This is a genomic window from Paenibacillus azoreducens (assembly GCF_021654775.1).
Classification (GTDB): Bacteria; Bacillota; Bacilli; order Paenibacillales; family Paenibacillaceae; genus Paenibacillus_AQ; species Paenibacillus_AQ azoreducens.
In genome coordinates, this window is record NZ_AP025343.1 from 7,100,001 (window position 1) to 7,120,873 (window position 20,873).

The 20,873-nt window shown below is 47.6% G+C and carries 19 protein-coding genes, 1 rRNA gene and 1 other RNA gene (1 of these 21 only partly in view); 1 reads left to right on the forward strand and 20 read right to left on the reverse strand.

Translation table 11 applies throughout. The features are described 5' to 3' along the window. From L6442_RS31815 to rpoE, 17 genes are all read right to left on the reverse strand, one after another. Positions 1 to 67, reverse strand: a 16S ribosomal RNA gene (locus L6442_RS31815); it reaches 1,487 nt to the left of the window's first position. A 340-nt stretch (positions 68 to 407) separates the two neighbouring features. Continuing rightward, positions 408 to 674: a pro-sigmaK processing inhibitor BofA family protein gene (locus tag L6442_RS31820; RefSeq protein ID WP_212981127.1), complete on the reverse strand. Its 267-nt coding sequence runs from the start codon at positions 672 to 674 to the stop codon at positions 408 to 410. Between the two features lie 35 nt (positions 675 to 709). After that, positions 710 to 1,042, reverse strand: coding sequence for a DUF2508 family protein (locus L6442_RS31825; protein ID WP_237100147.1), 333 nt, complete (start codon positions 1,040 to 1,042; stop codon positions 710 to 712). A gap of 266 nt (positions 1,043 to 1,308) precedes the next feature. Continuing rightward, entirely contained in the window at positions 1,309 to 1,908 is a 600-nt protein-coding gene (gene recR, locus L6442_RS31830; RefSeq protein ID WP_194234921.1) for a recombination mediator RecR, read from the reverse strand. A 27-nt stretch (positions 1,909 to 1,935) separates the two neighbouring features. Further along, on the reverse strand, positions 1,936 to 2,247 hold the full coding sequence (locus L6442_RS31835) for a YbaB/EbfC family nucleoid-associated protein (protein ID WP_194234922.1): 312 nt from the start codon (positions 2,245 to 2,247) through the stop codon (positions 1,936 to 1,938). 46 nt (positions 2,248 to 2,293) lie between these two features. Further along, positions 2,294 to 4,042, reverse strand: coding sequence for a DNA polymerase III subunit gamma/tau (dnaX, locus tag L6442_RS31840; protein ID WP_212981128.1), 1,749 nt, complete (start codon positions 4,040 to 4,042; stop codon positions 2,294 to 2,296). A 157-nt stretch (positions 4,043 to 4,199) separates the two neighbouring features. Beyond that, positions 4,200 to 4,468, reverse strand: an RNA gene (gene ffs, locus L6442_RS31845) — signal recognition particle sRNA large type. A 43-nt stretch (positions 4,469 to 4,511) separates the two neighbouring features. Then, a complete protein-coding gene (locus L6442_RS31850) occupies positions 4,512 to 5,132 on the reverse strand; it encodes a hypothetical protein (protein ID WP_212981129.1) in 621 nt (206 codons plus the stop codon). Beyond that, positions 5,129 to 6,085 (reverse strand): helix-turn-helix transcriptional regulator, encoded by a 957-nt coding sequence (locus L6442_RS31855; RefSeq protein ID WP_212981130.1) that lies wholly within the window; start codon positions 6,083 to 6,085, stop codon positions 5,129 to 5,131. The genes L6442_RS31850 and L6442_RS31855 overlap by 4 nt, the downstream gene beginning before the upstream one ends. 260 nt (positions 6,086 to 6,345) lie before the next feature. Next, positions 6,346 to 6,543: a 50S ribosomal protein L31 gene (gene rpmE / locus L6442_RS31860; RefSeq protein ID WP_194234924.1), complete on the reverse strand. Its 198-nt coding sequence runs from the start codon at positions 6,541 to 6,543 to the stop codon at positions 6,346 to 6,348. A 111-nt stretch (positions 6,544 to 6,654) separates the two neighbouring features. Then, the gene (locus L6442_RS31865; protein ID WP_212981131.1) at positions 6,655 to 7,935 is read right to left on the reverse strand and encodes a radical SAM protein; all 1,281 of its coding nucleotides are present in this window, start codon (positions 7,933 to 7,935) and stop codon (positions 6,655 to 6,657) included. 30 nt (positions 7,936 to 7,965) lie between these two features. Continuing rightward, a complete protein-coding gene (rho, locus tag L6442_RS31870; RefSeq protein WP_212981132.1) occupies positions 7,966 to 9,303 on the reverse strand; it encodes a transcription termination factor Rho in 1,338 nt (445 codons plus the stop codon). Between the two features lie 172 nt (positions 9,304 to 9,475). Further along, a complete protein-coding gene (locus L6442_RS31875) occupies positions 9,476 to 10,729 on the reverse strand; it encodes a UDP-N-acetylglucosamine 1-carboxyvinyltransferase (protein ID WP_194234927.1) in 1,254 nt (417 codons plus the stop codon). A 203-nt stretch (positions 10,730 to 10,932) separates the two neighbouring features. After that, positions 10,933 to 11,787 (reverse strand): class II fructose-bisphosphate aldolase, encoded by an 855-nt coding sequence (locus L6442_RS31880; RefSeq protein WP_212981133.1) that lies wholly within the window; start codon positions 11,785 to 11,787, stop codon positions 10,933 to 10,935. 172 nt (positions 11,788 to 11,959) lie between these two features. Beyond that, on the reverse strand, positions 11,960 to 12,343 hold the full coding sequence (locus tag L6442_RS31885; protein WP_194234929.1) for a response regulator: 384 nt from the start codon (positions 12,341 to 12,343) through the stop codon (positions 11,960 to 11,962). Positions 12,344 to 12,670: 327 nt separating this feature from the next. After that, a complete protein-coding gene (locus tag L6442_RS31890; RefSeq protein ID WP_212981134.1) occupies positions 12,671 to 14,275 on the reverse strand; it encodes a CTP synthase in 1,605 nt (534 codons plus the stop codon). Between the two features lie 389 nt (positions 14,276 to 14,664). Further along, entirely contained in the window at positions 14,665 to 15,222 is a 558-nt protein-coding gene (gene rpoE, locus L6442_RS31895; protein ID WP_212981135.1) for a DNA-directed RNA polymerase subunit delta, read from the reverse strand. 655 nt (positions 15,223 to 15,877) lie between these two features. Between rpoE and L6442_RS31900 the strand changes: the two genes are divergently transcribed. Then, positions 15,878 to 17,038, forward strand: a complete 1,161-nt coding sequence (locus L6442_RS31900) for a S8 family peptidase (RefSeq protein WP_194234932.1) — start codon at positions 15,878 to 15,880, stop codon at positions 17,036 to 17,038. Positions 17,039 to 17,319: 281 nt separating this feature from the next. On the opposite strand, the gene L6442_RS31905 is transcribed toward L6442_RS31900, so the two are convergent. The 3 genes from L6442_RS31905 to L6442_RS31915 are packed head-to-tail and all read right to left on the reverse strand — an operon-like array spanning position 17,320 to position 20,550. Beyond that, complete coding sequence (locus tag L6442_RS31905; RefSeq protein WP_212981136.1) at positions 17,320 to 18,429, reverse strand: replication initiation protein; 1,110 nt, start codon at positions 18,427 to 18,429, stop codon at positions 17,320 to 17,322. A gap of 58 nt (positions 18,430 to 18,487) precedes the next feature. Next, positions 18,488 to 19,888 (reverse strand): sensor histidine kinase, encoded by a 1,401-nt coding sequence (locus L6442_RS31910; RefSeq protein WP_212981137.1) that lies wholly within the window; start codon positions 19,886 to 19,888, stop codon positions 18,488 to 18,490. Further along, complete coding sequence (locus tag L6442_RS31915; RefSeq protein WP_212981138.1) at positions 19,885 to 20,550, reverse strand: response regulator transcription factor; 666 nt, start codon at positions 20,548 to 20,550, stop codon at positions 19,885 to 19,887. The genes L6442_RS31910 and L6442_RS31915 overlap by 4 nt, the downstream gene beginning before the upstream one ends. Positions 20,551 to 20,873: the final 323 nt, after the last annotated feature.

The following is a 20,873-nucleotide window of genomic DNA, read 5'->3' on the forward strand; positions in this document are numbered from 1 at the left end:
GCTCGACTTGCATGTATTAGGCACGCCGCCAGCGTTCGTCCTGAGCCAGGATCAAACTCTCCAAGAAAGTTGATATAGCTCATTTTGAATCTGACGAGAAATTAATTCTCATTTGCTCGATCATCGGTTCAGACAGTTGTCATGAACCCGACAATCTCGCATTTCGGTTTCGTTACCGAAACCTTTATCTCACTCGTTGTTCAGTTTTCAAAGATCAAAATCTTTCATTTTTCGTTACCGCCGTTTAGCTCAGCAGCAACTTTTATAATATATCATGTTGCCCTTCATTTCGTCAAGTGCTTTTTTTCTAAAAACTTTTTTCAAGTTTTTGCTTATCAATTTGACAAGCTTGTACCTTCCTTAAAGGGACGAGATATAATGTACCACAGGATATAGAGCTACGTCAACTACCCCATCAAAGATAATTTTAATCCGTATAATAAGGCCACTCCGGGCAAGCCTAATACTGTCACCGTACCCACTGTCGTCGGGTTCAGGGGAATATACACCTCCGGGATGAGCCCTGAGAAATTAACTATATACAACCCCAATGCAGCAAGTACCAAATGGGTGCCGAATGCCGTCAACCAGCCAAAGCCGATTTTTTTTCGAACCACGATCATCAAAAGCAGCAGTAAAGACACTGCCATGATTCCAATAGCTGCTAACTTCATTTTTCATCCCCTCCTCATTTAGGAACTCCCGGTCTTTATGCTTCAGCGCTATGATGAAGCGGAAGCCGCATCGAATTAATCTTCAGGCGTTTCGCTGCCTTCAGATGCATTTGGTATTTAAGCTCCGCAGCTTCAAGCATATAGATCGCATAATCAATCTGCTCTTCCCCCACAGCTTCTTCAAAATAATGCCGCGCCCGCTCCCACTCCGATTGGGCCTTCATTACATCCATATAGACTTCAAGCTCTTCTTCCCGCGCTTCTTTTGCCTTCCACACCAAATCTTTCGAAGTTTTGTTCCCGAACCACCGCATATTCCATCCCCCGATTCGTAAAATGATCCCGCCTTGGCGCACTTCCATTTTCATTCATACGATCCGGAGGACAAACTTAGAACATCAAAATGATATTTCGTATTACGCGCACTTCCAACTGCTATACAGCAGCGTTGCATGGTGACGGTTCACCTTTTCACATTCCACAGGAAGAGATGTCGATCAACGGCGAGGAATGTATAGTATATTTCCATGCTCCAAGATTGCTCTCCAGCGGATTCTTATAAATACAAAAAAAGGAGCCCCGTCGGGACTCCCTTAAGATATTACTTATTTTTGCTGATAAGCTTAACATGATATCAATTTAACTGACGCCGTCCTTCCAGCGCTTTGGATAACGTCACTTCATCCGCGTATTCCAAATCCCCGCCTACCGGCAATCCATGCGCAATCCTGGTAACGGTGAGCTCAAACGGGCGGACAAGCCGCGAAATATACATTGCCGTCGCTTCGCCTTCAATATTAGGATTGGTCGCCAATATAAGCTCTTTCACGCGTTCATCGCTAAGACGCGTCAGCAGCTCTTTCAGCCGGATATCATCCGGTCCTACCCCTTCCATTGGCGAGATTGCGCCTTGCAGAACATGGTAATAACCGTTAAATTCCTTGGTACGCTCCATGGCAACAAGATCTTTGGGGTCCTGTACCACGCAAATAATGGATGAATCGCGCGTTTTGTCCTGGCAAATACGGCAAGGATCGGTGTCCGTGATATTGCAGCAAACGGAGCAGTAATGGAGATTCCGCTTCACGCTGACGAGCGCCTTGGCAAAATCAATCACGTCGTCTTCCTTCATATTCAGCACATGAAAAGCCAGACGGGCCGCAGTCTTCGGCCCGATGCCCGGCAGTCGTGTAAATGCGTCGATCAGCTTAGAGATCGGTTCGGGATAATACAAAATGCAGGACTCTCCTTCTGCTTAAAATTAGAACAAGCCCGGAATTTTCATGCCGCCTGTAAATTTGCCCATATCCGCGTTAGCGATTTCGTCTGCCTTAGTCAACGCGTCGTTAACGGCTGTCATGACCAGGTCCTGCAGCATTTCCACGTCATCCGGATCAACAGCTTCCGGTTTAATGGTTACAGACAGCAATTTCTTATGACCGTTCATTTCCACAGTAACGACGCCGCCGCCGGAGGTGCCTTCTACCTTTTTATCAGCAAGCGCTTCCTGGGCTTTCAACATTTGCTCTTGCATTTTTTTCACTTGCTTCATCATTTGGTTCATATTATTCATAAGTATCGTCTCCTTTTTTAGCTTTAGACGCACTATAAAGTGCGGATTAATCCTTTATGATTACGAGATCTTCTCCAAATATTTGGAGCGCCTCATCAATCCATGGCTTCGCGTTCGGATCTTTGCCCTCATGCTCATGCTCCAGCTTCAGTTCCTCTTTCTGCTGGGGACCTGCCCCTTCCAGAGCATCCGTCCAATCCTTTTGCATCATCGTGACCAGACGATAAGGTTTGCCGAGCTTCTCTTGCAGCACGCCCTCGATGACCTGCTTATTAGCCGGCTTTTCGGTCGTCTCGCGGTGAATATTGTTTTTAAAAGCAACCAGGATGGTATCTTCCAGCACCGATACTGGATCCCCGTCCATGAACCAAGCGTGAACGGTAACCTTCTCGTCTTTGACGCCTTGAAGAATCTGTCCCCATTGCCGCTGTATTTCCACAAATTCGGGGCTGCTCTTATGAGCCAGAAATTCCCGCAGATTAGCCGGGATTTTGGCAGCCGAGGAAACACGTTGCGCGGGAGCGCTATGGGACTGCCGGGCAGATCCCCCTGCAGAAGCGCCTGCCTGCACCGAGCCGCTTTGAACAAGTTTCTCGAGCTTCTTTTCCAGGGCGGCCACCTGGCGTTTAAGCTGATTTACTTCCGTAGAATCCGCAGGGGCTGCCGTTTGCTGCTGCGCTTGGGATTGTTCATGCCCCGCGAAAGCTCCTTGCGGAGTATTGCAGAGCTTCAAGAGCGCCACCTCAAACAGCGTCTGCGGCTGGGAAGCGTATTTCATCTCGCTTTGATAGTGATTCAAGGTGTCAATCATATAAAAAAGCTGCTGTCTGGAAAAAGAAGCCGCGATTTCCTTATATTCTTCCGGGTGCAGTACCCGGTCCGTCAACTGATCAGCGTTCGGAATCATTTGAATCATCAGAAGATCACGGAAGTAGTACAGGAGGTTCTCCATGCATTTATCGGCGCTTTTCCCCTCCTGCATGAAATCTTCCACCATTTGCAGCACCAGGCCCGCATCGCCCTTTCGGATAGCCTCAGCCAGTCTGCCGAATTGTTCGGAGGCAATCCCTCCGGTCATACTCAGCACCTGTTCATAGGATACATGACCACCCGTAAAGGATGCAATCTGATCCAAAATACTTAAGGCATCCCGCATGCCCCCGTCGGACAAACGAGCTATATATTGAAGCGCCTCATTATCGGCTTCCATTCCTTCTTCTTGCGCAATTTGCCGAAGCCGCTGCGTCTGCTCTTCCAAGGAAACTCTGCGAAAATCAAAACGTTGACAGCGGGAAATGATGGTCGCCGGCAGCTTATGGGGCTCCGTAGTCGCCAAAATAAACATCACATGCGGAGGCGGCTCCTCCAGTGTCTTAAGCAGAGCATTAAATGCTTCTGTCGTCAGCATGTGCACTTCGTCGATAATATACACCTTTTGCCTAACTTCCGTTGGCGCGTATTTCACTTTCTCACGCAAATCACGGATTTCTTCCACGCCCCGGTTGGATGCGGCATCGATCTCCTGCACGTCCATCACCGCGCCGGCCGTAATTCTCTTGCACGCCTCGCATTCATTGCAGGGTTCGATTGCCGGACCGCGTTCGCAGTTAACCGCTTTGGCCAATACTTTGGCCGTCGTTGTCTTACCGGTTCCTCGCGGACCGCTGAACAGGTAAGCATGGGAAACCCGCTGTTCGCGAATGGCGTTCTGCAGCGTTTGAATAATATGCTGTTGTCCAACCATGTCCTGAAACGACTGCGGCCGCCAGGCACGGTAGAGCGCTACATGTTTCACTTGCTATACCCTCTTTCAACTTCCACTTGCGTGCATGTTTGTCGCTTCATCATTATACTATAATCCGCCGCCAGACAAAACGTCTATCAGCAGCGCTTCAAAAAAACAAAAAGCATCTTTGCCGATAAGGCAAAGATGCTGATTTTCAGAAGTTATACCGCGCACCTGTTATTGATAATTGCGATCCAAGCGGCACCCCTGAGTAACAACTCGGGCTAGGCTGCCCTCCGGCACAAGAGCGGACTTGCTTATGGCTGCTTCCTTCCGGACCTGACCAGGTTCACAAGTGCTCATTGCGGAGGACCCAGCCGTCAACATTGCACTCAGGGACCAAACCTCACATCGGCAAAACCTCTAAACAGGAATTAAACCTCGCTACAGCGGATTGCGAGTTACAGGGCACCGCTACCTCCCCGTCTAGCGCGGTATAACATAGTATAGACGATTTGCTGCAAAAGTGCAACCAATGTCAATTGTTAACAGAAATCGCGCCGCCTTCATCTTCTGTTGTTTCCACCCCGAATTCTTGTTGCTGCAAATATGTGAAGAAAAGACATATTGCGGCGCTTATGATGCCTGCTGCGATATCGATTCCGATCATCTTGCCGGGCAGCGGATAAACCCACTCGACGACGCATGCCGATAGCATGGCCCACACAAGCGTAAATGTGATCCAGAACACGTCTGGATTCAGATCCTTTTTTCGTAATAATTCCAGTATAATCATGCCAACCAAAGCGCAACCTACCACTATCAGGCTAAGCCATGCAAGTTGAATACTTGTTAAAATCGGCCAACCCCAAGCCGGAAAGGACTTTGCCCCAATCTGGAAAGCTCCATATACGAAACCTGCAACAATAAAGGTTGAAGCGACTGTGATCAGAACTTCACCTATGACGTTTCGCACTTCTCTATCCGAAACCTGCTCCCCCTCCATTTTCAAGCGCTGCGGTCTGCGATGGCTCCATTCTCCGAATACGGCAAATAACGATCCCAGCACAAGCGTTGCTCCAACGACCGAAATCGGCAGCTCGCCTTTCAGAATATGCCATAGAAATCCGAGGCTAAGCATCAACAATTTTTCTATCATTGCCCGGAAACTCCATTTCCTTCAAAGCCCATTTCAAAATCTAGGTTAACCGGCTCATCAGGCAATTGACTATTATCTACTACGCTTCCGGTTGTCGGCACAGACTGATCCACAATATCAAAGCGGATACCATCTAGCCATACCTTGCCCGGACCGCTTAACAGTACGCCAAATGCAACTGCTTCGGCATAAGGCGGAATGTCGAGCACAACTTCATATTGGCCCCACGCCGTCGTCCCCGAAACGGGGCGATCACTCATATTATCAAAATTTAACGGCACCTCATCTTTGCCATCTACGCGCATCCATAATCCAGAACAATCCTTCACATTTTCCGTCTTTAGAAACCCGGATAATCGGAGGCGCTGACCGGCGTATTTTCCTGGTTTGAACATCTGCATCAATGTGCAGAATCCTTGGGGATCCGCATCATCAGCCCCCCGAACCATCCCGGAGGCTTTCCCCCGATGGACATGGATTGGGTCTATGTTTACTTGATACTGATGAGTATACACTCCGGAAATCATCCATCCCTTAGGAGCCGCCTGCCTTTTAATAAGCTGAGCTTCCTTGTTTTCTTCGAAATCTTTCATTCGGTTCTCCTCCTTAGCACGCCTGAAGCATCGGAATCCTTTGCGATATTCATTCGGGGTCATGCCATACAATTGCTTGAAGGAACGGGTAAAAGAATCTTGTCCGGAAAAACGGTATTCCAGCGCGATGTCCAGAATCCGTTTATTCGTCGACAAAAGCTCTACCGCCGCTTCCGCCAGCCGGCGTTCCCGTAAATACACGGCAGCATTCAGACCGATGTGGCGACGGAACACCCGATGGAAATGAAAGCGGGATACAGAGCAGTATTCAGCGATGTCGGCAACATCCACATCTTCTCTCATATGCCTTTCGATGTAGGCGACTGCATCCTTAACCCATTGTTCATGCTCCCGCCACATAACAATCCTCCGTTCTTCCTTCGTCTTTTGCTTGTTTCGTCTTTCCAGTATTAACCCCGATTGATTCTATCCTATCGCATTCACCGAATTTCGTTTTGACATTTTGTGCGATTTAGGCGCGATCAAAAAAATAATAGACCATTAGATATTTTTGATCGCGCCTAGAAAAGATGGTTTAAGAGCCTGCTCGAACCCAGACACAAAAAATGGACCCCCTAGGCCGTTGCCAGCAAGGGAGTCCATATTTATAAGCAGATGTATTAGATACCGTATTTCTTCTTAAATCTATCAACACGGCCGCCGGCGTCAACAAATTTCTGTTTGCCTGTAAAGAATGGATGGCAGTTGGAGCAAATCTCAACGCGCAGATCCTCTTTTACGGAACCTGTTTCGAACGTATTTCCGCAAGCACATGTTACGGTAGTTACGTGGTATTTTGGTTGAATTTCTTGTTTCATGTCTTTCACCTCTTTTTGCCCTGAGTCTCATGCGTACACAGAGTTATATAATGACACAATAAATATATTATAACAGGGACAAACACAATAATCAATGTATTGTTGAAAAGTTTAATCCCTTGCGAGCACGGGCTTTTTCGGTCTTCTATGGCCTACAGGCGGCACGTGGGTATAAGAACCAATGACGACATCCGGGAGTTCAGCCTGGAATATCTCAATCATTTGCTTCATGCCCAAAATATCCCCTTTAGCCGGTGGAATCAACTCGAGATAGCTTTCCGGATCGATGTTCAAATTACGCATCTGGATCAACTTCAGCCCGGTGCGGCGTACAAATTCGATCATCGCTTCAATCTCTTCCTCACGGTCGGTAACCCCAGGGAATATGAGGTAATTAATCGATGTATATACCCCTTGATCGGAAGCATATTTCAAGGATTTCTCCACATTGGCAAGCGTATATTTGCGCGGCTTGTAATAAGCATTGTAATGATCATCAAGAGCGCTGATCGTGCTTACGCGCATCAAATCAAGACCCGCATCAACGATGCCGCGGATAAAATCGGTTAAGCCGGCATTGGTATTAATGTTGATATATCCCATGTCGGTCACGGAACGAACCTCGCGCATTGCCTCAATAATGATTTTAGCCTGCGTCGAAGGTTCGCCTTCACAACCCTGTCCAAAGCTGATGATCGAATCCGGTGTTTTGAGATGTTCAAGCATGATCTGGACAAGCTCTTCCACCGTCGGTTTAAAGTTCATGCGCGTTTGCGGAGCCACAAATCCGCTGTCATCAGGCTGCTCGGAAATACAGCCGAAACAGCCTGCATTGCAGGAATAGGATACTGGAACCGCACCTTCCCAACGATTTAAAAAGGTATTGGAAGCCGTAAGGCACTCATAACCTAACGCGCAGTTTGACAGATGTTCATACAGGCGGTTATTCGGGTATTTTTCGATCAGCCGCTTGACGCCAAGCTTCAGTTCCTTCAAATCGCAATTCAGCGGGTTCCATTTTTCGGGATCATCGGAAAGGCGGGCTGTTGTATAGAAACGCCCATCCTTCCACACCACCGCAGAATATCCGAATAACGGCAGTTTATATTCTTTATCCGTTTTCACATATCCAGGCAGACACAACCGGGTAAATCCTTGCGGAAGGAGCGCGCCAACAGCCTGCGCATCGCTAGGCATCGACATCATCTCCCCGGTTTCAGGGTCCATGCCGATCGCACGCGTGTTTGGAAGTCCAACCAGCGTAGCCCCGTCAGGCAGTGGTATCAGTTCATCCTCCAAGATTTCTACGATCATATCGCCGCTGCGGGCAAGCCCATAAAGCGAAGGATGATCGAATACATTGCCTTTCTCATCTGCATATACCAGGTACATGATGGTTCTCCTCTTTGTTCGTAAAAGTTGTTAAGTAAGCGGTACGGAGGCTGCGGCAGTTCTCGTCGTCCGTCTGTTGCCGCCGTTTTGGCTGCCCGATCCCTTGCCGTTTGAACTTGCGCTTGCATTGACGTCAAAGGATGCCAAAAATTCCGCATTGGTCTTGCAATCCCGCAGCTTCTTTAAGAAGCCTTCTACAAAATCAGCCGATTCATTCATGTTTTTGCGGATCGCCCAAATGGTATCAAGTTCTTCCTTCGTTAAGAGCACTTCTTCACGCCGTGTGCCTGAACGACGGATATCGATCGCAGGGAAGATTCGGCGCTCGGCCAGCTTGCGATCCAGATGCAGCTCCATGTTGCCCGTCCCCTTGAACTCCTCGTAAATGATATCATCCATCCGCGAGCCCGTATCAATCAGCGCCGTTGCCAAAATCGTCAGACTGCCGCCTTCTTCCACATTCCGGGCCGATCCGAAAAAGCGCTTGGGACGATGGAATGCAGCCGGATCGATACCGCCGCTTAACGTACGTCCCGATGGCGGAATAACCAAATTATAGGCACGCGCTAAACGGGTAATGCTATCCATTAATATCACAACATCCTTCTTATGCTCCACCAGACGAAGCGCGCGTTCCAGAACCAGCTCAGCTACTTTGATATGGTTCTCCGGCAATTCATCAAATGTTGAAGCAACCACTTCTCCTTTAACAGAACGCTGCATGTCCGTCACTTCTTCGGGACGTTCATCAATAAGCAGTACAAATAGTTCAATTTCGGGATTGTTGGTAGAGATGCTGTTGGCAATTTCCTTTAAGAGGAGCGTTTTACCTGCTTTCGGAGGTGCAACGATCAAACCGCGCTGTCCCAAACCGACGGGAGCAAGCAAGTCCATAATTCGGGTAGACAAATGGTTGGGGGATGTTTCAAGCACAAGTTTCTTTTGCGGAAAGAGAGGCGTAAGCGCAGGGAAGTGAAGACGTTCCGCAGCGGTTTCCGGGTTTTCTCCGTTGACCGCATTCACTTGCAGCAGACCAAAGTACCTTTCATTTTCTTTCGGTGCCCGGCATTTCCCTGAGACCAGATCTCCTGTCCTTAAATCAAACTTGCGAATCTGCGAGGCTGAAATATAAATATCCTCCGTACTCGGCAAGTAGTTGATTGGACGCAGAAAACCGTATCCTTCAGGAAGGATTTCCAAAACACCCTCCATGAACATGAGTCCGCTATGCTCTGCCTGTGCCCTCAGAATGGCAAAAATCAGTTCTTTCTTCTTCAGCTGCCCGTAGTACGGAATTTGATATTTCTTTGCAAGCTTGTACAGATCGGTCAGCTTCATTTCTTCCAAATCGGCAATTTGCAAATCCATGTAATAACCACCTATTCAATTTTATAAGTGCAATCTAACTAAAACCATGTTTGTTTCTATAAGTCTATGAAAAATCCTTATTAGGATAGCATTACCCAAATTAGAAGGAGATATGCAATTTGCCGTAAAATCAAGTTTCCGGCAGTAAACCTATCCCCTTCATTGTAACGGTTTATTCCTGTTCACGCCACACATCCGCACCCAGCATACGAAGGTTAGGTACCAGATGGTCATACCCCCGGTCGATGAATTCAACACCGGTAACTTCCGTTATGCCTTCCGGAACGGTAAGTCCGGCAATGACAAGCGCAGCCCCGGCGCGAAGATCCGTCGCCTTAACCTTGGCCGCATTCAACCGGCTGCGTTCAATAATGGCCGACCGGCCTTCCACTCGGATTTTGGCGCCCATGCGCACAAGCTCCGGCACATGCTTAAAGCGGTTGCTGTATACGAAATCGCTCAATACGCTAACGCCTTCCGCTTGCGTCAGCAAACTGGTCATCGGCGATTGTAAATCCGTAGCAAATCCTGGATAAATCAGTGCTTTCACGTCGACATGCCCATATTGCTGCTGACCGATAACACGAATGCTCTCATCCAGCTCTTCGATACCAACCCCCATTTCGATGAGTTTGGCCGTAAGCGCCTCAAGATGTTTAGGAATAATATTATCGATGAGAACATCACCGCGGGTAGCGGCAGCGGCAATCATATAAGTACCTGCCTGAATTCTGTCTGGGATAATGGAGTGGCGGCAGCCGTGCAGTTCGGAAACACCTTCAATCCGGATGGTCTCCGTGCCTGCCCCTTTAATGACGGCCCCCATGGAATTGAGAAGAGTTGCTACATCTATAATCTCAGGCTCTTTGGCCGCATTTTCGATAATTGTGGAGCCTTTGGCTTTTGAGGCCGCCAGCATAATGTTAATAGTCGCGCCTACGCTGGCTACGTCCAGGTAGATTTTGGCGCCCTTCAGCTCCTTGGCATGAAGGTGAATCGCCCCATGCTCATTGGTCACCGTTGCGCCCAATGCTTCAAATCCCTTAATGTGCTGATCAATTGGACGGGGTTCGAAATTGCATCCCCCGGGAAGGCCGATCACCGCTTCCTTGAAACGGCCAAGCATGGCGCCCATCATGTAGTAGGAAGCTCTCAGCTTTTTGACAGGGCCGTTCGGCATCGGAATCGCCTTAATATCGGAAGGGTCGATTTGCATCTGGTTTTCCTTCCAACTCACTTTACCTCCAAGTTCCTCCAAGATCTCGGCATAGACCGCCACATCGCTCAGAAGCGGCAGGTTATCTAGCACGACTTCGGACTCAGCCAGAATCGTGGCAGGAATCAAGGCAATTGCGCTGTTTTTGGCTCCGCTGATTGTTACGGTACCATGTAGTGGGCGCCCACCACTAATCATCAATTTTTCCATACGTTTCAGGTTCCCCCCACATACTTCGCAGCAGCAACATCGTCTGGTGCCAATTTTGGTGTATGAAATGGAAAAACACCGGCTAAGCGGTGTGCCTCCATTCCAACCTATATGATTGGACAGCCCACGCCAGGGCTGTCCACTTTCCTATCATAGGAATTAAATTCTTGAGTGCAGAAATGCACGGAATGTAAAAAATCGTTTTATGCTTTGTTGTTAGAACCGAATTCGCGGATTTTTCCGATAACCGTTGCTTTAATTGCATCGCGGCCTGGAACGATATATTTACGTGGATCATAAGCATCCGGTTTAGCAGCAAGCACTTCGCGAACGACTTTCGTAAACGAGATTTGGTTCTCCGTGTTTACGTTGATTTTGGATGTACCCAAAGAAATGGCTTTTTGAATGTCATGTGTAGGAATGCCTGTACCGCCATGAAGCACGAGCGGGATATTCGTTGCATCTTTGATTTCTTCCATTTCTTTGAATCCAAGGTTTGGTTCGCCTTGGTAAGGACCATGTACGGAACCAAGCGCAGGCGCAAGCGTATCGATGCCTGTTTCTTTGACGATACGGATGCAGTCTTCAAGTTTAGCATACATGATGCCGCCGACAACATCGTCTTCCTGTCCGCCGACAGTACCTACTTCAGCTTCAACGGAAACGCCTTTGGAATGAGCATATTCAACCACTTTTTTGGTGGTTTCGATGTTGTGCTCAATCGGGCTATGGGAATCGTCGATCATAACGGAAGTGAATCCGGCATCGATCGCTTCTTTACATTTTTCAAAACTGGAACCATGGTCCAAATGAATGGCTACAGGAACCGTGATTTTCATATCTTCGATAAGGCCCTCAACCATTTTTACTACCGTATAGAAACCGCTCATATGACGAGCAGCACCTTCGGATACACCGAGAATTACCGGAGATTTTTCTTCTTCAGCGGCACTAAGAATCGCTTGAGTCCATTCAAGGTTGTTGATGTTGAATTGACCCACAGCGTATTTTCCTTCCAGCGCTTTGTTTAACATGTCAGTCATGGATACCAATGGCATGGTTTCAATCCTCCTAGGTTTGTTTTTGTCTCTGGTTTTAAGCCGACTTCTCTCACTTCGGAATTATTATACCACATCATGTTATAAATACTAAACAAGCATTTGAAAATAAGCTGTGCCCTATGATACAGGAAACAAAAAAAGAATTCTGCCTAAGCAGAATCCTGGTCTGTCACCCATATTGCACTGGGTTATGTTTGAGCTGCATATTTACCGCAACGCGCATTTCGTCAATGTCAAACGGTTTGGTAAAATGCATTAAAGCTCCGAGCTCGGTGGCTTCCTTAATCATATCGAGCTCTCCGTAGGCGGTCATCATAATGACTTTGATGGCTGGGTTCATTTCCTTGATATGTTTCAGAATTTCCAGCCCGTCCATACCTGGAATCTTCATATCAAGCAGAACCAGATCGGGCGCATCGTTTTCTACGATTTCGAGCGCGATTTTTCCATTGGCTGCCTGGTATGTCGTATAACCCTCGCTGCTGAATACTTCCATTAATAATATCCGTATTCCGTTCTGGTCATCGACAATCAAAACCTTCTTCTTATCCACTTAAGCAAACCTCCCCACATCAGCCTGACCCTGCCTATTCTAAATCCGCACTTCATGCTAAATAACACATACATATCCAGTTTATGTTATTCGCCCTCTAGTTACGAATTCCTGCTGCTGCATAAAAATGAAAAAAGGACCCGGAAAAGGCCCTTTTTTTAAGAATATAGAATATCTATAAGTTTTTAGGGTCCCCGCAAAGTATTTGGAATAAGCATCAAAGCATAAGCTCCACTCCGTACTTTTGCTCCGCAAAAGCGCCCCTCTTTGAGAGGCGCCCTCACTTCTTTCCGATACTCTTTGTGGGGTTATTTCACAAATGGCGAATTATATCGTTTTATGCGCAATCGATGCTTTGACGAATTCGCGGAACAACGGTTGCGGACGGTTTGGACGGGAAGTGAATTCCGGATGGAATTGCACGGCCAGGAACCAAGGATGGTCCGGAAGCTCCACGATCTCAACCAGGCGGCCGTCCGGGGAGGTACCGGAAATGCGCAGACCCGCTTTCTCAATCGCTTCACGGTATTGGTTGTTGAACTCGTACCGATGACGGTGTCTTTCGTACACAAGCTCGTCATTGTAGCATTTCATTGCCAGCGAGCCTTCAACCAGCTTGCATGGATACAGGCCGAGGCGCATCGTGCCGCCAAGATCTTCGATATCCTTTTGCTCAGGCAGCAGGTCGATAACCGGATACGGAGTAGCCGGGTTGATCTCCGAGCTGTTGGCGTCGTCCATACCCAAGACGGAACGGGCATATTCGATGACCGAAACCTGCATGCCAAGGCAAATGCCGAAGAACGGAATTTGCTTCTCGCGCGCATAACGAATGGCGGAAACCTTGCCTTCGATGCCGCGGTCCCCGAATCCGCCCGGAACGAGAATGCCGCCTACTCCGCCCAGCAGCTCGTTGACGTTTGCATCGGTAACTTCCTCTGCATTGACCCAGCGGACTTTCACATCTGCGTTAGCTTCAAATCCGGCATGGGAAAGCGACTCAACCACACTCAAATAAGCATCATGAAGTGCGACGTATTTGCCGACAATGGCAATCTCCACCGTTTTTTCAAGTTTGCTGATCCGGTCTACTAAGCTTTCCCATTCGGTCATATCCGGTTTTGGCGTCGTCAGCTTCAGGTAGTTTACAACGATTTCATCCAGACCTTCGTCGCGCAGGTTCAGCGGAACCTCATACAAGGTCGAGGCGTCGCGGCATTCTACAACCGCATTTTCATCGATATCGCAGAAGAGGGCGATTTTGGCCTTCATGTCGGCCGACAATTCATGCTCCGTACGGCATACGATCACGTTCGGCTGAATGCCGATGCTGCGCAGTTCCTTTACGCTGTGTTGGGTGGGTTTTGTTTTCACTTCACCCGCAGCTTTAATGTAAGGAATCAGCGTCACATGGATGTACATCACATTTTCCCGGCCGATTTCGCTTTTGATTTGACGAATGGCTTCGAGGAAAGGCAAGCTTTCGATATCGCCTACCGTACCGCCGATTTCGGTAATGACCACATCGGATCCCGCTTCGCGGCCCGCACGGAATACACGCTCTTTGATTTCATTGGTAATATGAGGAATAACCTGTACAGTGCCGCCCAAATATTCGCCGCGGCGTTCCTTGCTGATCACTGAAGAATATACTTTACCAGTGGTGACATTGCTGTTCTTGGACAGGTTGATGTCAATAAAGCGCTCATAGTGCCCCAAATCGAGGTCTGTCTCGGCCCCATCATCTGTCACGAATACTTCGCCATGCTGATAAGGACTCATGGTACCCGGATCCACGTTCAAATAAGGATCGAATTTCTGGATCGTTACCTTCAATCCCCTGTTTTTCAGCAGCCTGCCCAATGAAGCAGCAGTGATCCCTTTACCCAGGGAAGACACAACCCCGCCCGTCACAAAAATATACTTTGTCACAATAAAAACCCTCCTATTTAAAGTCCAGTAAAATCAGGCGACATATGATGTTTAGCGTAACCCTTTTTCATGAATTCCACCCGAAAAACAGGCCGCGCCGGTTCTATTGCATTTACCCCCGCTTGAACAACAATGCGCCATTTGAAATCAAATGGCACAAGTCGTAATCCGGCATCTATATAGAGTGAACTTTTGACGTGCGAGTCCATTCTACAGAAACAAAACAGTCCAATCACGGAAACTGTTTTGCATCAAAAAACAAAAAAAGTGACACCCGCGCAAAGACGGGGCACTTTTTATTATTTTACGCATATTTAAATCTCAATCATAAGCCCAAGCAATAGTTTACCCGTTGCCTCCCCCTCTGTCAAGAGAGAATGGCAAACCGATTAATATTTATTATCATCGTCATCGGTATCGTCTTCGGATTCCTCATCTTCATCGAGATCTTCGTCTTCATCAAGCTCTTCATCTTCGATGATGCCGTCCTCTTCGATATCCTCTTCGGAATCGTCGTCGGAATAAATATCGTCATGGTCATCGTCAAGACGGTCGAAATCTTCGTCGCTGTCATCCACATTGAAGCTATCGTCTTCATCCGTGAACTCGTCGTCTTCATCCTCGTCATCGTCATCATTGATGATGCGCGGACGCTTGGAGCTTGCAATCGGATCTTCGGAGCGGTCGATCGGATACCAGCGTTTCAATCCCCAGAGATTCGTTCCTACGCAAGCAAAACGGCCATCGATATTAATTTCTGTATATAGCTGCGCAACGGTTTCTTTCATTTCTTCTTCCGTCAAGCCGCGAAGCTTGGCAACCTCTTTCATCAGGTCAAGATAATAAAATGGCGTATTCGCTGCCTTCAGTACGGCAAAAGCCAAATCCACCAATGGCATTTCCCTGATCTTTTCAGGGTCCAGCTTTAATTGGAGTGAATTACTCACTAACGGACACTTCCTCTCACGCAATGTTCACTTATACGGAAATCTTGAAGTTGTTAAGCCCGTATAACAACCTACTTAGGCGCGATCAAAAAAATAGTGAATCAGATTTACACGGAAAATGCTTGAGGCAAATCAAATGGTCTATTATTTTTTTGATCGCGCCTTAATAACAACATATCCATTATCAAAACTAAGTAAAACCTATTTGGAACTAAATTGCAAGTTTTTATCCGCAAACAAAAGGCAGGCCTTAAGGCAGCGAAATAACCCCACAAAGTGGAGCCTATGCTTCGATGCTTATTCCAAATACTTTGCGGGGGCTCAAAAAAATATAAATCTCGAAAAGGGCAGGGTTCCCCCCCTGCCCTCTGACTGTATCCACCCGGACATGGCTTCCCCTGCCGGGAATTTCGGAAGAGTCGCCTTTCGTCTCTTCCATTTATCTTATGTCCCCAAGTGTTTTTTGCCATTCAGGGCGAGGCCTATTTCCGTAAAAACGCTTGACGCACCCGCTTAGCTTAATGGCGAATGCACCCTGTACCACTGAAAAATTTATTCAATCAATATGCTTTTATAAGGGCAAGTTCCCACTCGAAGCGACACCTCTTCACATACAATGCTAAAGCAGGGTTCATTATGAGGGGGACTGCCCAATATGGACTACACCGGATTCATACAAATGCTGCTTGAAGACATGGAGAGTCCCGCACCATCCGGAGCTAAACGCATACTCACTTTTACAGATCCCCGGGACTACAACGCATTCCAACAAACGTGGCAGGAGCTTAAAGCCCTTCATCCCGAATGGCCAGACATCCCATCATCCCATGTGCTCAAATCGATCATCACGCCTCTGTCCGGCAGCGGAAAACATCTGAATCCTTATAAAAATGACATTCTAATCGAGGAAGACAGCCTGGTTCAGGTCCATACATTGGCGAACAGATCCAATCAGGGCCCGGGCATTCCCTATGGCGTCAAACAAATCCAAGCTCCGAAAGCTTGGTCCACCTCCACAGGATACCGGATTAAAATCGGTGTTATCGATACCGGTGCCGACTATTATCACCCGGATCTCCGCCAATCCTTGGCCAAAGGCATCAATCTGCTGAACCGGCATATGTTACCATTTGATGACAATGGTCATGGTACACATATTGCAGGCACCATCGCGGCTGCCAACGGCACGGAAGGCATGATCGGCGTCGCACCTCGGGCCACCATTTATCCAGTCAAGGCATTTGACCATAACGGCTCGGCATACGTGTCCGATATCATCCAAGGTATCGACTGGTGTATTCGGAGCCGCATGCATCTCATCAATATGAGCTTCGGGATGAAAACACGCAGCAAGGCTCTGCTGGATATCGTAAATAAAGCCTATATATCCGGCATATCGATCATCGCTTCCTCCGGCAATGACGGAAAGCGGCGCAACATCGACTATCCCGCCAAATATCCCCAAACCATCTCGGTGGGGGCAACGGACAGGAATCGGCGTATCGCCAGCTTCAGTAACCGAGGTGAGTATATTGATATTTATGCGCCCGGAGATAAAATTATTTCTTCATGGACTCACGGGAAATACCATGAGATGAGCGGGACCTCCATGGCCACTTCTCATGTGAGCGGCGCGATTGCCCTTTTACTGGCGCAAAATCCCGATCTGCAGCCGGCGGAAATCAAGGCATTGCTTCAGCAAACGGCCACTCCCTTGAGAAACAAAAGGGGACAACGGCGGTCAGGCGATGGCCTTGAAGTCAATGCGCTCAAACTGCTGAAGGAAGGTATGAAAAGAAAATCGTCCAAACCATAGAATGAAAATAAATGCCCATCTTACTTGGAACACCGTTTTAGCCGACAACCAAAAGAAAGCTCTATCGCTGCAAGTGCGGCATAGATGTCTTATAGTTTAGCAAAGAAGGCTGTCATTGGCCCGTTAACCGGGCCAATGACAGCCTTCCCTTATTGATGATCACCAAACTCGCAAATACCAAGCAGAGACCGGCAATATTCACCTGCACAAGCCTGATTATAACGAAAATACCAGCGCGGCGGCCTCCATGAATTTCCTATATGGAATTCAAGCTGGGCAGATTATTTGCCGCTTGCCGCCGGATCGTAAATCAGGCACCGCAGCGTTTTTTCAGGATAACGCAGCTCTACGGTATAGGAACTTCCGTCCTTCAGTTCGATGGATACGGCAACAACGCCGCGCTTATCATAGACCTGATCCTGAATGATTGTCGATTTTTGAATGGCGCGCGTCTCCCCCTGTTTTTTGAGGACAACGTTTTTTGCCGCTTCAATCCAGCTTGGATCCTGTCTGATCTGCTTATTCATTTCAGATGTGATCGGCGTTTTTTTATATGCCGAATTAAAAATCGTGGTGTCGATCACTGTCCCGCTCAAAGCATCGATCATGACATCATACATCATATAAGCACTTCCGTTTGCATCCAGCGTAAGGGCTCTATAAGGCTGAAAATGGACGAGCCACTCTCCCTTTTGTTCCGGCCCAAATTTATTAAATGCCGCACTCGCTTTCATTTTGGATATATCGGCATCAAACAGCTTGCTCACACTTTCGCGGGCCTTAGCCATTGCTTCTTCTTTTCCTATATCTTTCGCATCCGGCTGCTGATTTTGATACCGTTTGGACAAAGCGAAGTTAACCCGATAGTTCCAGTCAATATGTTGCAGCAGTTCCTCATCTGTCAGCTCGCGGTCAGGATAAATCCAAATATCCTTGCTCATGTCAAAGTAAAAGCTCGAAATGCCTGGTTTAAGAGGCAGCTTGTTTTGGGGGCGGACGCCGTCATAGACATATCGATCTTCCAACGCCTGCCGCCGTTTGCTCTCTTGGGCGCTCATTTGCCGATTCGCTTTTAGGAATTCATTCTTGCTGTTGTCGACATAATTGTATATTTGCTGCATCTCTTCAGCCGTCATCGTTCGTTCCAGCTCATCTTTCACGGTCGAGACCGGAACTTTCTCTTCTACATTCAACACCGGAACATTGCTGCTTGCGAGTGTGATTGCCGACTTCTCTTGCGTTGCCGACGCTACAAACGACTGTGGAGCATGGGGGTTGGTTTGCGTTAACGTTGCAATATTCGGAACCGCATATGCGTTGAATGCAAGCAAGCCGCCAGAAACCGCGCAAAAGGCAAGCGCCGTCAATATATTTTTTGTCTTGTTTTTCATCTGCATAACCTCCATTTATAGACCAGGCCCGGCCAATCCATACTTTAAACCAAGGATGTTATCGAATAAGGCCTTCGTTGTTATGGAGTTGTAAAAAGATGCGGATACAGGTCCCCTCATTTTCCCGGGATTCGAGAGATAATGCCGCCTGATGCGCCTCCGCTATTTGTTTGCAGATCGATAATCCCAAACCGGCTCCCCCATATTCCCGCGAGCGGGCTTTATCCGCCCGATAAAAAGGTTCAAATGCCCGCTGAGATTGCCTTTCGCTCATTCCCTTGCCGAAATCCCGAACTTCCAGCACCGCAGCTGAATGTTCCTCATAAGCCGACAAATGGATTTCGGAACCTTCCGCCGAAGCGTGGATGGCATTGTCGATGCAATTGATCAGAAACGACGCAAGCAGATCCGGATCTCCCCATACGCTGTCTATGGAATTATGAAGGATAAGCTTCATGCCGGCTTGCTCCAGATTTTCCCGTTCCATCTGCTGGACAGATTGAAACAGCTCATCAACTGATAAACGGTTGCGTTCCACCGACTGATGGCGTAAAACGGACAGGTCCAACAGCTTGAAGACCAAATTTTTCAAACGAAGCGTCTCGCTCCAAATATAACCGCTTGCCGTGATCCGTTCCTCCTCGTTAATATGGGCAGAATTCAAATACTGCGCAAAACCCTGCATGCTTGTCAATGGGGTGCGCAATTCATGGGCCAGATTATCAACGATACGCTGTTTTTCCTCCGCCATGTCGGAAAGCTCGGTGACGTGCTGCTCAACGGCCTCCGCCATCTGATTGAAATTTTGCGCAAGTTCCCCGAACTCGTCATTCTTTTTTAATGCCACGCGTTCGTTGTAATTCCCGCCGGCGATCGTTTGGGTCGTCTTGGACAACAACCGCAAAGGTTTGGTTAATTGGCGGATCAGGACATATAACAAGAAGGCAAGAATCGGACCGGCAATGACATTGACGTAAACAAAATAACGATTCAATTCCTTTTGACTTGTATACAGTTCTTCAATATTCCGTTTATACACCAGCTTCAACTCTTGATACGGAGCAGGCAGCTCTCCTGAGGTTACAATTTCATGAACATTTTGTTCTTCCGTATGCGTTTGAGCTAAGCCTTGCTGCTTCTTGGCCGTTAAAGCCCCATCGTACACAAGCTGTTCCCGATCCCACAATTGCAGGGAAATGTTTTGCTTCAGATAATACTCTGCATAGGAGCGCGCCACATCAAACAATACGTCGTCACTCATGGTCATGCCCCGCGATTTGATCGAGTTTAAGTTCTCATAGATGTTGTTGGCGATTAATGCCTGCTCATTGGAAGATCTCTGCATCTCCCTTTCCATATTCAGCTGCCAGCTTTTATGCATAATCATAATAACGCTGACATCGAGTGCCACAATAAACAAAATCAGCACGACCAACAATGTTTTCTGCCAAAATCTCATCGTTCACCCGGCACTTCCAGACGGTATCCAAGTTTGAAAACGGTCTTTATCCGCTCTTCCCATCCCAACTTTTTGCGCAGCTGCCGGATATGCACGTCGACCGTGCGTGTCTCCCCTTCATAATCATACCCCCAGGCCAGCTCCAGCAGTTTTTCCCTGGATAACGCAATATTCCGGTTTTGGACCAAAACTTCGAGCAGTTCAAATTCCCTTGCGGTCAATTCCACGGCACTTCCAAGTTTATATACCTGCCGCTCCAATGGCCTGAACTCGACATCATCGATAATCAATGCGGATTGCTCTTTGGTACTCCGGCGCAGCACCACATTGATCCGGGCCAGCATCTCTAAAATTTCAAAAGGTTTGATAATATAATCATCTGCGCCCAGCTCGAAACCGGTAATGCGGTCAGCCAAAGAGTCTTTAGCCGTAATAAATATAACCGGAATATTCAGGCTTCGAATTTGCCTCATCAGTTCAAAGCCGTCCAATCCAGGCAGCATCACGTCCAATAAAATCAGATCAATATTCTCCCGTTCCAAAATAGACGGCACTTCCGTTCCGCTGAAAGCCTTAAAAAACCGATGTCCAACCAGCCTCAAATTCATCGTTATCAGATCATTGATCGGTTTTTCATCTTCAACTACCAATATGGTCGCCATGTTCCGATCCCCTTTCCCCTGTGTCTCCGAACATATTCAGACGGGCGTATTTGGTCGTTATTCTACAATAAACGGTTGTTTCCTCTATAATTCAACAAAATGATGTTTCTTTGTCCATAAGAAAAACGTCTATCGACGTACTTTCTAGGAAGACAGACCGCATTTAGCGGATGTTTTTCTTGCGATTATAGGATTTCTTAAGCTCCGCTTAAAATTTATAAATTCTATAATCTTCAAAAAAACACCCCTAACCGCCTGCGTTGGAAATCCACAAAGGTTTCCAATTCCTGAGGGGAAGGGGTGATTGTGTCAATCAAGCCTCA

Excerpts from the sequence above, each read along its gene's own strand:
- L6442_RS31820 (WP_212981127.1), bottom strand. The coding sequence starts at position 674 with ATGAAGTTAGCAGCTATTGGAATCATGGCAGTGTCTTTACTGCTGCTT.
- L6442_RS31825 (WP_237100147.1), bottom strand. The coding sequence starts at position 1,042 with ATGAAAATGGAAGTGCGCCAAGGCGGGATCATTTTACGAATCGGGGGA.
- L6442_RS31835 (WP_194234922.1), bottom strand. The coding sequence starts at position 2,247 with ATGAATAATATGAACCAAATGATGAAGCAAGTGAAAAAAATGCAAGAG.
- L6442_RS31850 (WP_212981129.1), bottom strand. The coding sequence starts at position 5,132 with ATGATAGAAAAATTGTTGATGCTTAGCCTCGGATTTCTATGGCATATT.
- L6442_RS31855 (WP_212981130.1), bottom strand. The coding sequence starts at position 6,085 with ATGTGGCGGGAGCATGAACAATGGGTTAAGGATGCAGTCGCCTACATC.
- rpmE (WP_194234924.1), bottom strand. The coding sequence starts at position 6,543 with ATGAAACAAGAAATTCAACCAAAATACCACGTAACTACCGTAACATGT.
- L6442_RS31865 (WP_212981131.1), bottom strand. The coding sequence starts at position 7,935 with ATGTACCTGGTATATGCAGATGAGAAAGGCAATGTATTCGATCATCCT.
- rho (WP_212981132.1), bottom strand. The coding sequence starts at position 9,303 with ATGGATTTGCAAATTGCCGATTTGGAAGAAATGAAGCTGACCGATCTG.
- L6442_RS31875 (WP_194234927.1), bottom strand. The coding sequence starts at position 10,729 with ATGGAAAAATTGATGATTAGTGGTGGGCGCCCACTACATGGTACCGTA.
- L6442_RS31880 (WP_212981133.1), bottom strand. The coding sequence starts at position 11,787 with ATGCCATTGGTATCCATGACTGACATGTTAAACAAAGCGCTGGAAGGA.
- L6442_RS31900 (WP_194234932.1), top strand. The coding sequence starts at position 15,878 with ATGGACTACACCGGATTCATACAAATGCTGCTTGAAGACATGGAGAGT.
- L6442_RS31905 (WP_212981136.1), bottom strand. The coding sequence starts at position 18,429 with ATGAAAAACAAGACAAAAAATATATTGACGGCGCTTGCCTTTTGCGCG.
- L6442_RS31910 (WP_212981137.1), bottom strand. The coding sequence starts at position 19,888 with ATGAGATTTTGGCAGAAAACATTGTTGGTCGTGCTGATTTTGTTTATT.
- L6442_RS31915 (WP_212981138.1), bottom strand. The coding sequence starts at position 20,550 with ATGGCGACCATATTGGTAGTTGAAGATGAAAAACCGATCAATGATCTG.